The following is a 16,246-nucleotide window of genomic DNA, read 5'->3' on the forward strand; positions in this document are numbered from 1 at the left end:
TTATTTTATAAGTTTTATATAAGTATAATACACTCCATATTTTTCTTTTCCTTCCATAAAATCATTGATTAAAAAAGTTTTTCCTTTTTCTAAATGAACATCAAAACTTATCTCTTCATCTTCATTAGTTATTTCTTTTTCTAAAATTTGATTTGCAATACTAATTCGTACTTTCTCAGGCGAAATTGCCTTATATGTAAACCAATTTTTAGGGTTAACTTGAGGAACACCTAGAATAGGACCGGAACATTCTACAGGCCATCTTCTACAAGATATTCTATATACTCCCTTTTTTTCTACTTTTAGAGCATGAGTATTGTTCTTACTCTTTAATCCCTCGGCTACTTGCTCGCTTTTCCAAAATCCGCCATGTTCCCCTATTGCATGTTGTATAGTTAGCTTTATATTTTTTTGATTATCATTTCCAATTATTGCAGTAGGAAATTCAAAGTATTCTGAATTAGTTTTAGATGCTTTTAAAAACGTAGCGTTGTCTTGTAACATTTGTTTCACTATAGCTGGGTATTTATTAGCCACATCATTTTCTTGCATTCTATCCTTCTCTATATCATATAATTCTGTACCATTTATAAGCCTCCATTTATCATTTATAATACAGGTGTTTTCTATATCTGTAGGGGGCCTCCAGTCTTGACGATTGTGTACAAAAATTGTTCTGTTTATTAATTTTTCCTCTTCTTTTAATAATAAAGATGAAACGTCTACACCATCTAAAATAGTAGTTTCAGGAATCTTAATATTACACAATTTTGCTAGTGTAGGCATAACATCTACATGCGCTGTGGTTACATTAATATCCCAGCCCCCTTTAATCTTACCATCTTTCCATCGAATAAAAAATGGCACTCTATGACCACCTTCAACTCTATCTCCTTTTCTTCCTCTAAGTCCCATATTATAACCCATTTTCTCATCTCTACTAATGCCACCAGTAGCGCCATTATCTGTCATGAAAATTAAAATGGTATTATCTGCTAATTTATTTTTCTTTAAAAATTTTTCTAGTTTTCCAAAATTCTCATCAATATTTGCCACCATTCCAAAATACTTTGCATTAGGAAACTCGATTCCTTCCAAAGCCTTATATGGTTGCGCATACTTATCTTCTACATAATGAGGACTATGAGGGGCATTGGTAGGCAAATACACAAAAAAAGGGTTATCTTTATTTTCAGCAATAAAGTGCATTGCTTCTTGAAACCAAACATCGGTACAATACCCTTTAAAAGGTTTAGGTTTATTATTTACATAATACGTATCATTAAAATAATTATTACCCCAATAATCTGATAATTCTCCAACACCACCAGCTTTATGATGTATTGCAACATCAAAACCAAAATCTGTAGCCCTTACAGGGTAATTATCTCCTAAATGCCATTTTCCAAAAATACCTGTTGTATAACCATTTTCTCTAAACAACTTAGCAATACTATTTGTTCCTTCAGAAAGAGCATCTCTACCTTTATATGTTGCCCAAGCACCATTATTTATAGGATATTTCCCTGTCATTAATGCACTTCTTGTTGGCGTACATACTGGACTTACATGAAAATCTGTAAAGCGAACAGCTTGCTTATAAAATTTATCAATATTTGGTGTCTTAAGCCAAGGGTTACCATGGCATCCTAAATCTCCAATACCTTGGTCATCTGTAAGTACTAAAATTATATTTGGTTGCTTTTGCGCGTAACAAAAACCTATTACACTAATAAATAGTATATATAATAATTTAATTTTCATTTTATTTTCAATGCTCATTTATTGTAATATTATTTAATGATTTCACTTATAAAAACACAACACCCATAACTAAATTCTATTTTATTTTCTATTGCGCAACTACTATTTTAAAAAAATAACACATAGAAATGACACAATAAAAGCCCTCAATATTTATACAATAATATTGATCTAATTTGCTGTATTAATGACTCTAGTATTAATTTTTCGCTGTTGACAAAAGATGGAAATACTGAGAATAAGTCTTCAATTATTACAAAAAACTACAACTAAAATTTGAGTATTTAATACCTCTCTCGCCTTTAAAAAATTAAAAAAATATTCCTACAAATTTACCTATAGTAACACAAGTATTTAAAAAAATAAACTATACAAATTATATACAAATCGTGAAAAACAATTAATTAATTATAAATTTATGATTCTGCAAAAACTAACACCAAACAACTACAATGAAACTAAAAAATAAGATATTATTTATTAATCTTCTTATACTAAGTTCCTATAACTTATATGCGAGTCCTATTTTTTTTCAAAAAAAACACCAAAAGGATTCTACAAAATATTATACAAGGCAAATAAAAAAAGTATTTGGAAAGGAATATACAAACTTGCAAGAATCGCAACGCATTTTAAAAGAAAGCCTTGCATTCTTTAACGCTAAAAAGGACACAAATAAAATAATTCAATGTTATTTACTATTATCTAACCTACAAACAAAAAAAGGAAATTATAGCAAGTCTTTTGATTATTTATGGGATGCCAAAAACATGAGTTCTAATAATAGTAAAACACTACAGGTAAATTCTAGATTAATGCTGGCAAGACTCTATGATGAATTTAATATGACCAAACTAGCTTTAGCAAATACAGAGGAAGCTTTAAAAATTTCAAAATCTTCTTCAAATTATAATACTACAATTTCTAGTTATATGTATTTAGCGGTTAGGCAACGTACATCAGGTAACTACAAAAAAGCACTAAAATATTTAGACTCTTGCCTAACTGTAAATTCAAAATCCTCAACGAAAAACTTTGAAATGCCTTTTTGGGATGCAGAGCATGGTATTCTACTTCAAAAACTTGGTCAATATAAGGAATCTCAAAGATATTTACATAAAGCAAGAAACGCTACAAAACACCTAAATATAGATTACAGACCTTATATTTCTATGTATTTAGGCGATTTAAAGCAAAGTCAAAAACAACTAGATAGTGCTGCTCTATACTACAAAGAAAGTTTAAAATTAATTCACAACCTTGGCTTAAAAAATGATAAAGAAATTTACACTTTAGATAAATTAGCACAAGTTTATAAGAAAAGAGGCAACATAAGAGTAGCATACAATTACATGGAAGAAGCCAGAACTTTAGAAAGTAAAAAAATAGCTATAAAAAACCGCACCATTAGTGAATTGTTTGAGATTAAAAGTACGTATCTAAAAGACATATTTGAAAAAGACGCAAAATTAGAGCAACAAAATTTACTAATTGAAAAAAATGAACAAATACAGTTTCGTCTTAAAGTAATTTTAGGACTATTAATTCTTCTTAGTATTGTTTCTTATACTTTTATACAAATGCGCTTAAAACTAAAAAAAACCTTATTAGATAAAAAAGAAGCCCAAATAAAAGCGGAGAGTATTAAGAAAAAGAGTGAGAATGAAATAGAATTAAAAAGTAAAGAGCTTACATCTTATGCACTACAATTAGTAGATAAAGATTCTGCTATTGATGAACTTTTAGATGTATTAAAAACAGAAACTTCTCAAAAATATAAAAACCTTTATTACAAATATAAAAAAGGATCTAAAGATTTATGGGACGATTTTAATATGCAATTTACAAGTATTAACTCTGCCTTTTACAATAAGTTAGAAACTTTACACCCAAAATTAAGTGTTACAGAACAAAAACACTGCGCTCTTATAAAACTAAATTTAGGCACAAAAGAAATGGCCAGGATTTTAAATATTGAAGCGCATAGTGTACACGTATCTCGCTCCAGAATACGTAAAAAAATTGGATTACAACGTTCAGAAAATTTAGAAAAATATATTGCTTCCCTTTAAAAAAACTCAATAAACGCAAAAAAACCTATTTTTTAATCATTTCTTAACGCAAAACTCTTTCCTATAAAATAGAAAAATCTTTTATCAACATCTATTGTTTATAACAAAAAAGAATGCAAAAAACACCCCAAAAAATACATAAACAACTAAAAAACAGTAAATTAAAATCAAATTCACACAACTGCAATACCCTTAAAAAAACCTTAAATATAAAAACCTAATAGCTTTATAAGAAGTAACAATTACAATGATATTTGGAAATGTTCTATATTATATTAACTTTAGCAAAAATTTAATTTATGGATTTAACGGAAAGAGCTCTTGAGTTTGAAACCAGAAAAATGAGCAACATGTCTACTAGTGACCGTGTTGAAGCATCAAGAGAGGCAAAGGCTTTAATATTAGAAATTAACGAAATTTATAAGGAAACTAAAGATTCTGAGTTAATGGATATGATGAAGCGTTTAACAGAAAAGAAAAAGAAAATAGAGAAACGCCTTAAAGGTGCGCCTTTAGTATAACACATTAAAACAATTATTTTATTTTTACATTGAAATGTAAAATATAAAAGGTGTATAGTTTAAACTATACACCTTTTATATTTTAAGATAAACCCTAGTAAAATTATGGAGTATATATTAAATCCTTGGCCATGGTATATTTCTGGACCTTTAATTACTCTTGTAATGGTAATTCTAATTCTCTTTGGAAAGAATTTTGGAATGTCATCTAACCTAAGAACACTTTGTACTATTGGTGGTGCAGATAAATATGCCGATTTTTTTAAAATAGACTGGAAATCTTACAGCTGGAATTTAGTAGTTGTATTAGGAGCAATTATTGGTGGCTTTATTGCTACGCAATTTTTATCTAACGGAGCACCAATAGATTTAAGCATAGAAACAATAAAAGACTTAAATACATTAGGATTTTCTAACGCTGGGGAAACTTTATTACCACCAGAAATATATAGCTGGGATGCCATTTTATCTTTAAAAGGTATGAGCATTTTAATTATAGGAGGTTTTTTAGTTGGTTTTGGAGCTCGCTACGCGGGAGGGTGCACATCTGGACACGCCATTAGCGGACTTAGTAATCTACAAATCCCTTCTTTAATTGCTGTAATTGGATTTTTTATTGGTGGATTGGTAATGACACATTTTATTTTACCCTTAATTTTTTAAAATATGAATTTTTTAAAATTTTTATTTGTTGGAATTCTTTTTGGAATAATTTTAGTAAAGTCTGAAGCCGTTTCTTGGTATAGAATTTTTGAAATGTTTAAATTTCAATCCTTTCATATGTATGGCATTATTGGTTCAGCAGTAGGTTTGGGCATTGTATCTGTTTACCTTATTAAAAAATATAAAATTAAAAGCATAGAAGGGCAGAAAATAAACATACTTGCTAAGAACAAAAGTTTTATAAATTACTTGCTAGGAGGTACTATATTTGGATTAGGATGGGCTTTAGCAGGTGCTTGCCCAGGGCCAATGTATATTCTTTTAGGAACTGGTGTTTTTAGTATGCTCATTGTTATTGCTGCAGCAACACTAGGAACTTTTGTATATGGCTTACTAAAAAGTAAATTACCACATTAAAAAAGGCATAAAAAATAAATTTAGATGCCTTTTAAAACTTAAAAAAAACGATTAATTAATTAACTTAAAATTATCTTCCAATACTGTTTTAGAGCTTCCTCCTAAAAAGACAGTAAACTCTCCTTTTTCTGCTTCCCATTTATTATTTGCAGAATAAAATTGAAGCAGTTTTTCGTCTATAACAAAACTTACATCTTTAGATTCTCCAGGTTTTAAAGAAATTATTTTAAAACCTTTTAATTCCTTCACAGGTCTTGTAATACTTGCAAATTTGTCTTGAATATATAATTGCACTACTTCTTTACCTTCATATTTTCCAGTATTAGTAAGCGTACAAGAAACTGTAATATTTTCTCCTTTTTTAAAATAGGTTTTAGTTAATTTTAAATTACTGTATTTAAAATTTGTATAACTTAATCCATATCCAAATTCATATAAAGGAGTATTAGTTTCATCTATATAATGCGACCAAAAAACCATATTTGGAGCAGGAATTTTTGGTCTTCCAGTGCTTTTATAATTATAATAAATAGGAATTTGCCCAACACTCTTAGGAAAAGTCATTGGTAACTTACCACTTGGGTTATAATCGCCATACAACACTTGAGCAATTGCATTACCACTTTGCGTACCTAAATGCCATGCTTCTACAATGGAAGGTATATTTTCATTAGCCCAATTAATAGCTAACGGACGACCGTTCATTAAGACCAAAACTATATTTTTATTTACTTTATAAACAGCTTCTAAAAGTTCCTGTTGTAATCCTGGCAAATCTAAATTTGTTCTACTTCTTCCTTCTCCAGATTGAAAACCGTTTTCTCCTAAAACTAGTATAACCACATCATTTTTTGCAGCTAAAGCAACTGCTTCTTTTATACCCGCTCTGTCCGTTTTATTTATTTTTGTTTCTAATGTAAAATCTGTTTTTCCATGGGCTAAGACTACCCCTTTTTCATAAGAAATTTTATTTCCTTTATACGCATTTAAACCTTCTAAAACAGATACTGCTGTATTATCATCTGCAGCTATTCGCCAACTTCCAAGTGGACTATTCTTATCTTGAGCTAAGTCTCCTATTACTGCAATTTTTTGCCCTTTTTTAGGCAAAGGAAGTAATTGTTTTTCATTTTTTAAAAGAACAATAGATTTCTTAGCCATGTCTAATACCTCAGCTTGGTTTTTAGCACTCCCAATTTCCTCCTTCTCTCTTTTTTCATCACAATACAAATATGGATTATCAAAAAGCCCTAACTCATACTTAACAGTTAAAATTCTTTTTACCGCATCGTTTATCTTTTCTACATCTACTTTTCCACTACATACTAAAGCTTCTAAATGATTTACGTACGCATAGGATTCCATATCCATATCAGAACCGGCATTTACTGCAATTGCACTTGCTTGAGTTTTATTTTCTGCATATCCATGCTCTATCATCTCATTAATAGATCCCCAGTCCGAAACTACAAACCCTTTATAATTCCATTCTCCTTTTAAAACATCTCTTTGTAAAAAAGAATTACCAGTTGCTGGCACTCCATTAAGCTCATTAAAAGAATTCATAAAAGTTTTTACATCTGCATCAATTGCCGCTTTAAATGGAGGAAAAATCACATTACGTAATGTTGCTGTACCAACATCTACGGTATTGTAGTCTCTACCAGATTCTGAAAAACCATAGCCAGCAAAATGTTTAGCACAAGCAGCAATAGTATACACAGCACTTAAATTATCTCCCTGAAAACCTTTTACTCGTGCATATGCAATTTTACTTGCTAAATAAGTGTCTTCTCCTGCACCTTCCATTACACGTCCCCAACGAGCATCTCTAGAAATATCTACCATTGGTGCAAATGTCCAATTTATACCACTTGCAGCAGCTTCTCTTGCAGCAACCTCAGCCGATTTTTTAATAGCATCCATATCCCAACTAGCAGCTTCTGCTAAAGGAATTGGGCTAATTGTTTTATAGCCATGAATAACATCAAAACCAATGATTAAAGGAATGCCTAATCTTGTTTCTTCTACGGCTATTTTTTGTACACGCCTTACTTCTTCTACACCACGAACATTTAGCATAGAACCTACTTGCCCAGATTTTAAATTGTCGTATTTTTTTGCTCCATCTCCTTCTTTTGGGCTAGGCCCTGTAACATTCCAAAAGCCATTGTACTGGTTCATTTGACCAATTTTTTCTTTTAGAGTCATCTTACTTAAAAGAGATGCCACTTTTTGTTTAATTTCTTCTTTAGAATCCTTATTGCCTCCCCTTTTTTCTTGTGCATTTATATTGCATAATAAAAATATAAAACACAGTGTTACAATTTTTTTTTTCATTGCTTTTATTCTTAAAAACTACTATAAATTAAAAAGGAGAAATCTTAAACATTACAGAAAGATTCCTCCTCTTTTAGGAATATATTAGATACCCATTTTTTTATTGGTATACCCTTACATAATCTATCTCCATCGAATCTTCAATAAAACCAGGATCAACAGTACCTCCTAAAGTTCCTCCCATAGCAACATTAAGAATCATAAAAAAGTCTAGGTTAAATGGTAAATCTTCGGAGTTATTTTGTGTAAAGAAAACCTCATTATCTACTAACACCGTGAGCTCTTTTGTAGTCCACTCTACAGTGTAATTATGAAATTCACTTGTAGATGTTGTATTTTCTATAGAAGCTGTTGGCGCATTACCACCTGAATTAGCTGGATAATGAGCAGCTGCAGAAGTTCTGTTTTTATCTCCTCCTGTTTGTTCCATAATATCTAATTCTCCACAGGCTGGCCAACCCACTGTATCAAAATTAGCTCCTAGCATCCATAAAGCTGGCCAAGTACCTTGCGAAGCTGGTAACTTTGCTCTAATCTCTACTCTACCATACGTAAACTCATATAAATTTTCTGATTTTAATCGTGCAGATGTGTATCCTCCAGAACCGTCTGCTTTAGCAATTATCTTAAGCACCCCGTCTTCTACAATTACATTTTCTGCATTGTCTGTATAGGTTTGCAACTCATTATTACCCCAACCACCAGCACCAAGGTCATAACCCCATTTTGCAGCATTAGGCGCACCATTAACATCAAACTCATCAGACCAAATTAAATCATCAAAAATAGATTCAAAATCTTCTGGCTCTGCCGTTGCTTTGGTAGTAGAAAAAATATGATACCAAGCTAAATCTGAATTTAAAGCATCGTAAGTACGTACGTAAAGTCTATCATTTGTAAGTTCTAAAATTTCATAGGACGAAGAACCTACATAATACCCCATAAAGCCACCGTCTGAAAAAGTCATTTGCGTACCTCTTGTTTCTGCTTCCGGCACCGTACCATCTGAAGGTCCTATAGACACATTTCTAGTCCCTGAAGTATCAAAATCATAACAAAAATCAAAACCTTCTGACCCTCCAGCTACAGCTTCATGTGCACCATTAAAATAGGTTTGCCCATTATTATCTAACTCATAGGTTAATTGGCCTGCGGCATCTACAGAGAATGTTAGTTCATCATCACACAAACAATCCGAATCTTCTGTTCCGCATTTTTCAAATGCCGCTGCAGCATACCATTTAGCATACCACCAATCTCCATCTATACCTTCCCGTGCAGGTCCTACGCCTAAATGACCAGGTTCTGATGCTGCTAAATACCACGTTTTTGTAGTGCCTCCTGTTAAAATTTCAATTGCTTCTGGATCCGAAAAATCGCTTCTTACAGTTACCTCAATAGTTTGTGAAGAGCTTATACCGCCAGTGCCGTAGGCAACTACAGTAACTAGATAGGTATTTAAACCTGTTTTTGTAAACCTTTTAATTAATTGACCATCAGAATCTATATCCGCATCGGTACCATCGTCATACACAAACTTGTAGTTAATAACATTAGTAGCGGTTGCATTAAAACTAACCATTCCAGAACCATCCTCTGTTGGTGTAGCGACAATAGAAAGTCCTGTAGGAATCTCTAAAATATCTAGGTTAGGTTCTTCTTCTTGACAAGCAATACATAAAATTGCTAATATAAATGTGTACATAATTTTATTAAATGTTTTCATATGCCTTTAATTTATTCTTTAACAAGTTTATACTGCCAAAACACACCTGAACCCGTACCTGACTCTACATAAGCATTCATGGTATTGTTGTTGTCTGAAAGCGTTACCATGTATGTTATTGTTGTTGGAACCGCTACATTTGGAAGTTCTCCTTCATTGTTAGCTTTTGGTATTCCTAAATATGCTCCTTCTCCTGAAATAGTTAAAGTTCCTGCTGTTTCGTCATAAGAATAAGTTGCCGTTATACTACCATCATGAGGAGCAACAGGAACTCCACAAGCATCACTTCCTCCTTGCCAAGACTCTATCCAAGTATCTGCACCTAAAACATTAGTAAATGAACCGTTTTCTGAGAAAACAAAGGTGTCATCAAAATAACATGCGCGATCTATAAGGCCTTGTTCATCTACAGAAAACCAACTTGTATCTCCTACTGCAGGCCCAACTCCTAAGGAACCAACCTCCGGAGCCATTTTCCATGTACCAGAAATTGGAGAAGCTTCTGGAGCAACATATCTAATTAATTTATACTGCCAAAAAACACCAGAACCTGTTCCTGTTTCTATATAAATATTCATCGTATCATTATCTTCAAAAGAAACTGTATACATAATTGATGCTGGTACTGGTACATTTGGTAATTCTCCTGCGTTATTAGCTTTTGGTATACCAACATAAGCACCTGATCCGCTAACCGTTAAAGCACCTGTAGAAGCATCATACATATAGGTTGCATTTGCTACTCCATCATGAGGAGCAACAGGAGCTCCGCAAGCATCGCTTCCTCCTTGCCAAGACTCTAACCAAGTATCTGTACCTAAAACATTTAAAAATGAGCCATCTGCCCCAAATATATATGTATCATCAAAATAACATGCACGTTCTACAACTCCTTCATCATCTATTGCAAACCAGCTTGTATCTCCTATTGCTGGACCAACTCCTAAAGAACCTGCCTCTGGAGCCATTACCCATGTTCCAATGATTGGGGACGGTACATCTTTTACTAATTTATATTGCCAAAAAACTCCTGCGCCCGACTCTATATAAACATTCATTGTATTCTTATCTTCTGATAAAGAAGCAGTATAGGTTATAGAGGCTGGAACTGCTACATTGGGAAGCTCCCCTTCATTATTAGCTTTTGCAAGCCCTAAATAAGAACCTTCACCAGTAAGTGTTAATGTTCCCGCAGACTCATCATAAGAATATGTTGCTGGTATAGTACCATCATGAGGTGCAACAGGAGCTCCACAAGCATCTCCTCCTCCTTGCCATGGCTCTATCCAAGACTCTACTCCTAAAACATTCATAAAAGACCCATTTTCTCCAAAAACATAAGCATCATCAAAATAACAAGCACGATCTATTAACCCTTGTTCATCTACAGAAAACCAACTTATATCTCCTACTGCTGGACCTACTCCTAAAGAACCTGCTTCTGATGCCATTTTCCATGTACCAATAAAATCACTAGCACTTGCTGTATTGGGTGCTTCTAAAATAATATCTTTTGTTCCTTCTACAGTTGCTGCTCCTGCTCCCTTTGCTACAACTCTTATTGTATACTCTCCAGCCATTTCATATTCATGAACTGCATTTTCTCCAACTAATATAGAAGTTGGTTCTTCATCTGCAACATCACCAAAATAAACATCAAACATAGTTGCGTTTGTAGCTTCTGGATTTACCGTTACTTCTAAAGAATTTGCGGTTACTAATGTACCTATAGTTAAATCTGTTGGTGCAGCAAAAGAAATAATAACTTCTTTACTTAATTCACTTGTTAACCCTGTTGCACCAATTGCAACGATTCTTAAATTATAAACTCCTTCGCTATACGTATGTGTTGTTGCATTTCCAGGGGATACTTCTGTAGCGGTTTCACTATCTGTATCTCCAAAATAAACTTCAAAAGTTGTTGCTCCTTCTGCGGTTGGAGACACACTTATATTTCCCGAATCATCTTGAGCTATATTAAAAGTGGCCTGCACATTAACTGGTGCAGAAATATTTTGAAGTGCATACGATGTTTCTTCTTCTGTACATGCATTAAATACAGTCGTTACTATAATAAATATTAGTATTTGTTTTATATGTTTCATTTTTTCTTAGTTTAGAATATTAATAGCCAGTGTTTTGATTCCATCTATTTCCCGCCAACTCTATCTCTATAGATGGTATCGGGAAAACTTCATTTTTTCCTGCAGTAAACCCATCTATTTCTTGCGCTGCCCTACCTGTACGAACTAAATCAAAAAAACGATGCCCTTCGCCAACCAATTCTACTCTACGTTCATTATAAATATCTGTTGTTAAATTAGTTCCCGTAGTGGTAACATTATCTAAGGTAGCTCTTGTACGCACTCTGTTTAAATAGGCTTGGGCTTGTGTATCATTTGGTGCGGCTTTTCTATTATGTGCTTCTGCTGCCATTAATAATACATCTGCAAAACGAATAGCCCTATAGTTATTTGGGTTAGTTAAATTAGCATCCCCCGTATTTAAATCTCCTACACGAGAAATATATTTACGGTTATAATAACCCGTATGCTCATTACCTTCTACATAAGAAACTCCTGCATTTTGTGCTGCCCAAGATTCAATATCTAATATGGCAACATCTTCTCTAATATCTCCTTCTTCAAAAGCATTAACCACTTCTTGTGTTGGAACATTAAAGCTAAAACCAGATTCGAAAAACGGCCCCGTATAATTACGAATACCATTAAAACCTACGGCAATATTACCTTCACTACACTGCAAACAGTCAAAGCCTGCACCTTCTTCATCTGTATATTGCACTTCAAAAACAGATTCTATATTATTCTCTCCTTCAAACTCGAACATAGCGTTATAATCTGTTACTAAATCATAAGGCCCAGTAGCAATAACTTCGTCCAGAACATCTGCAGCTTCTGTAAATTTATCTTGGTACAAGTAAACTTTACCTAATAAAGCTTGTGCAGCACCTTTTGTAGCCCTGCCTACATCTGTTTGGGTACTTGGTAAGTTTTGTGCTGCAAAAATTAAATCTATTTCAATCTGAGCATAAACATCTGCCTTAGGTGTTCTTTCTACTGTATTTTGGTCTCCAAAAAGTAAACGCTCATCTACAGACAAAGGAACATCTCCAAACCATTTTACAAGTTCAAAATAATAGTAGGCTCTTAAAAATGTAGCCTCGGCAATTACGCTCTCTTTTCCTGAAAAATCTGTTTTATCCTTAAACTCTAATACATAATTTGCTCTATTAACACCAGCAAACATCCATCCCCAAATGTCTCTTATTTGAGAATTCACTGGTGTATGTATCATGTCATCAACCTCTTGTATTCCAGGTACATCGGTAGCACTTTCACCACCTGCCAAAGTATTATCTGAAGCTATTTCTCCTAACATCACATTTAAGTAGGTAGATTGTAATAAATCATAAGCTGCTACTAAGGCGTCTTGATAATCTTCTTCGGAATTAAAAAAGTCTTCGGAATTTTCATCAAAAGCATCTACATCTACAAAATCATCCCCACAGGATATAGCTATACAAGCTGATACAAAAAGGACAACTAAAGATTTTATTGTTTTATATCTCATTTTCATCGCTTTTAAAATTTAAGGTTAAGTCCTAATAAATAAGTTCTTGGAACAGGATAAAACCCTTGATCAATACCCGCACCAATTGGTGAACCAGAGGATGCACTTGGGTCGTAGCCTGTATATTTTGTAAAGGTGTAAAGGTTATTTACAGATACGTAAAACCTAAGTTTATCTATACCAACCCGATCTATTGTTTTTTGTGATAACGTATACCCTAATTGCACATTTTGAATACGAGCAAAAGAACCATCTTCTACATAAAAGCTAGAAAAGTTAGTGTTAGATGTTGCACCAGTAGTTACTCTTGGGTGGGTGTTTGTAGACCCCTCGCCTGTCCATCTATTTAATGTGTATACAGATTTGTTTACTAAGGCCTGGTTACGTTCATAATTACGAACAATATCATTTCCGATAGATGCAAATGTATAAGCACTAAAATCAAAATTTTTATAGGAAGCGGATAAACTTAATCCCATAGTTACATCAGCAATTGGATCTCCAATATCTGTTCTATCATCTGTATCTATAACACCGTCGTTATTAATATCTACAAACTTTAAATCTCCAGGAGCAGCATTAGCTTGAACAGCATGTGTGTCTACTTCTGCCTGGTTTTGAAAAATTCCATCGGTTTGTAATCCAAAGAAATACCCTATTGGTTTACCAACTTCCATTCTTGCAGGAAAGTCTTGACCAACCCCAAAAGAGCCCCCTGGAACAAATGAAACCCCTTCTGGTAAATTGGTTACTTCATTCTTTAAAAAAGTAAAGTTATAATTTATTCCAAAAGAAAAATCGTTTACAGGTTTTGGAGAATATCCTACAGCAAATTCAACCCCTGTATTTTCCATACTACCAGCGTTTATTATGGGGGAACTATTTCCGGGAGCAGCAGCTCCTAAAATACCAGAAACCGGAGTTTCAATTAATAAATCGTCTGTTCTTCTTTTAAAATAATCTGCAGTAATATCTACAGTACTATTAAACAGTTTAATATCTATACCAAAATCTAGTGTTTTTTGTTCTTCCCATTTTACTTCTGGGTTTGCTAACCTTGAAGCAGCAATACCAAATACTCTTGTGCCGTTTAAAACATAAACACCCTCTCCTCCTAATACAGATTGAAAAGCATTACTTTCTATTCTGTCATTTCCTATTACACCATAACTACCTCTTAATTTTAAGAAATTAATAAGTTTATTATTGGTAAGAAATTTTTCCTCAGACACTACCCATCCTAAAGAGGCAGAAGGAAAATATCCAAATTTATTTTCTGGACCAAAATTACTAGAAGCATCTCTACGCATAACTCCGGAAAAAATATATTTTCCTTCATAGTTATATTGTAGTCTTGTAAAATAAGATAATAATGTATTTCTATATTTACCACTAGCGCCAGATAATTGTAAACCGTTTTCTACATCTTCCGCATCTTCTATATTTGCGGTAACTAAATTAACGTCTTGGTTTTCATCATAAAAACCAACTGTATCCCCTGAGAATTGACCACTATTATCAAAAGTAGACATACCCAATAACACGGCTATATTGTGCTTTTGGTTTAAGGTTTTTTGATACTTTAAAAGGTTATCCCAAGTATTATCTCTAAAAATATTTTTATTGATAGATAATCTGCTTGTATTTAATCCGGCTTCATTTACTCTTATGTTATTAAATACTTTACCTGAACCATAAAACAATATTGGTGTAAAGGTTCTATTCTGAGTTTCGGAGTAATTAAACTGAAAGTTAGACTCGAATGAAAAATCATTTAAAAAAGTATATGCTGCTCCAATTTTACCACTAATTCTATTTACTGTATTAGAATTAAAAGTATCCTCTATTTGCGCAAGAGGATTAATTACTTCATTCCCTAAACCTTCTGCTAAAGTAAATGCCCCAAAAGTATCTTTTACCGCAAAGGTTGGGGCGTTATTTAAGGCATTAAATAATACAGACCCTATAGCATTTTCTGAAAGTGTTCTTCTGTTAGTTCCTGTATACATACCACTAGCAGTGATTTTAAAATCTTTAAACAAATCATGCACAACATTAAAACGTGTAGTATACCTTTTAAAATTTGCTTTTGCACCACCCACAATACCATCTTGAGTTAATAAAGAGGCCGATGCAGAATAGGTAGATTTTTTGGTACCTCCGTTTACAGATAAATTATGACTAAAAATTGGTGCTTTTTGAAAAACTTGATTTTGCCAATTTGTACCTTCATCTAAACCTGATAAATTAGGATAAACTATAGGCTCTCCATTGGCAGCAGAAGATTCATTTATAATTACAGCATATTCTGTTGCATTTAAAACCGGAATAGTTCTAGAAGTTTCTTGGTAACCACCATAGGCATCATAATTAAATTTTAGTGGCGTAGATTTTCTACCCGTTTTAGTTTTTATTAGAATAACACCATTTGCAGCTCTAACACCGTATATACCAGCTGTTGCATCTTTAAGTACATTAATACTTTCAATGTCATTTGGGTTAATAACAGATAAGTCTTCTATAACATTACCATCTACTAAAATTAATGGTCTACTTGTAGATTTACCAGAGTCATCTACATTGTTAGATGAAATACCTCTTATATTAATAGAAAGACCTGAACCTGGAGAACCAGAGTTAGAGGTTATATTAACCCCAGCTACTTGTCCTTGCAAAGCTTGCTCTACTTGCGTAGGGTTTAAATCCTGAATAGTTTCTGACCCAACAACGGTAACAGCTCCTGTAACTTCTTTTTTGCTTTGCGTACCATACCCAATTACCACAACTTCTTCTAATGCACTAACATCTTCATTTAAATTAATGTTTAGTACCAAGTTATCTTTAACAACAACTTCTTTTGTAACAAAACCTAAATAAGAAAATACAATAGTGTCTCCTATATTTACATTAGATAGTATGTAATTCCCATCAAAATCTGTTGTAGTACCATTTACCGTATTTTTAACAATTACGTTAACCCCTGGTAAAGGTTCTTTATAAGCCAAGTCTTTTACATTTCCAGTAATTTTAAGATCTTGACTATAAATAAGATTAGTGCAAAACACTAATAAAATTAATAATACAATATGCTTCATATAAGTTTAGTTTTGAAGTAGCAATATATATATTGTTGTATTTAAAACTTAATA

The 16,246-nt window shown here is 32.9% G+C and carries 10 protein-coding genes; 4 read left to right on the forward strand and 6 right to left on the reverse strand.

Translation table 11 applies throughout. The annotated features are described in order from the left end of the window. A complete protein-coding gene (locus Q0820_RS11470) occupies positions 1 to 1,764 on the reverse strand; it encodes an arylsulfatase (RefSeq protein ID WP_298487778.1) in 1,764 nt (587 codons plus the stop codon). Between the two features lie 452 nt (positions 1,765 to 2,216). On the opposite strand from Q0820_RS11470, the gene Q0820_RS11475 reads away from it, so the two are divergent. From Q0820_RS11475 to Q0820_RS11490, 4 genes are all read left to right on the forward strand, one after another. Next, on the forward strand, positions 2,217 to 3,836 hold the full coding sequence (locus tag Q0820_RS11475; RefSeq protein WP_298487779.1) for a hypothetical protein: 1,620 nt from the start codon (positions 2,217 to 2,219) through the stop codon (positions 3,834 to 3,836). Positions 3,837 to 4,135: 299 nt separating this feature from the next. Then, positions 4,136 to 4,357, forward strand: coding sequence for a hypothetical protein (locus tag Q0820_RS11480; protein WP_298487780.1), 222 nt, complete (start codon positions 4,136 to 4,138; stop codon positions 4,355 to 4,357). Positions 4,358 to 4,462: 105 nt separating this feature from the next. Continuing rightward, positions 4,463 to 5,020, forward strand: a complete 558-nt coding sequence (locus Q0820_RS11485; protein ID WP_298487781.1) for a YeeE/YedE thiosulfate transporter family protein — start codon at positions 4,463 to 4,465, stop codon at positions 5,018 to 5,020. Between the two features lie 3 nt (positions 5,021 to 5,023). After that, positions 5,024 to 5,437 (forward strand): DUF6691 family protein, encoded by a 414-nt coding sequence (locus tag Q0820_RS11490; protein WP_298487782.1) that lies wholly within the window; start codon positions 5,024 to 5,026, stop codon positions 5,435 to 5,437. A gap of 51 nt (positions 5,438 to 5,488) precedes the next feature. Here the strand turns inward: Q0820_RS11490 and bglX are convergent, their stop codons facing one another. From bglX to Q0820_RS11515, 5 genes are all read right to left on the reverse strand, one after another. Next, positions 5,489 to 7,777, reverse strand: a complete 2,289-nt coding sequence (gene bglX, locus Q0820_RS11495) for a beta-glucosidase BglX (protein ID WP_298487783.1) — start codon at positions 7,775 to 7,777, stop codon at positions 5,489 to 5,491. Between the two features lie 100 nt (positions 7,778 to 7,877). After that, positions 7,878 to 9,503 (reverse strand): glycoside hydrolase family 16 protein, encoded by a 1,626-nt coding sequence (locus tag Q0820_RS11500; RefSeq protein ID WP_298487784.1) that lies wholly within the window; start codon positions 9,501 to 9,503, stop codon positions 7,878 to 7,880. A gap of 11 nt (positions 9,504 to 9,514) precedes the next feature. Next, positions 9,515 to 11,608 (reverse strand): hypothetical protein, encoded by a 2,094-nt coding sequence (locus tag Q0820_RS11505; RefSeq protein ID WP_298487785.1) that lies wholly within the window; start codon positions 11,606 to 11,608, stop codon positions 9,515 to 9,517. 19 nt (positions 11,609 to 11,627) lie between these two features. Next, on the reverse strand, positions 11,628 to 13,097 hold the full coding sequence (locus tag Q0820_RS11510; protein ID WP_298487786.1) for a RagB/SusD family nutrient uptake outer membrane protein: 1,470 nt from the start codon (positions 13,095 to 13,097) through the stop codon (positions 11,628 to 11,630). Between the two features lie 11 nt (positions 13,098 to 13,108). Then, positions 13,109 to 16,192: a TonB-dependent receptor gene (locus Q0820_RS11515; protein ID WP_298487787.1), complete on the reverse strand. Its 3,084-nt coding sequence runs from the start codon at positions 16,190 to 16,192 to the stop codon at positions 13,109 to 13,111. Positions 16,193 to 16,246 lie beyond the last annotated feature (54 nt).

Source organism: uncultured Maribacter sp. (genome assembly GCF_947495965.1).
Classification (GTDB): domain Bacteria; phylum Bacteroidota; class Bacteroidia; order Flavobacteriales; family Flavobacteriaceae; genus Maribacter_B.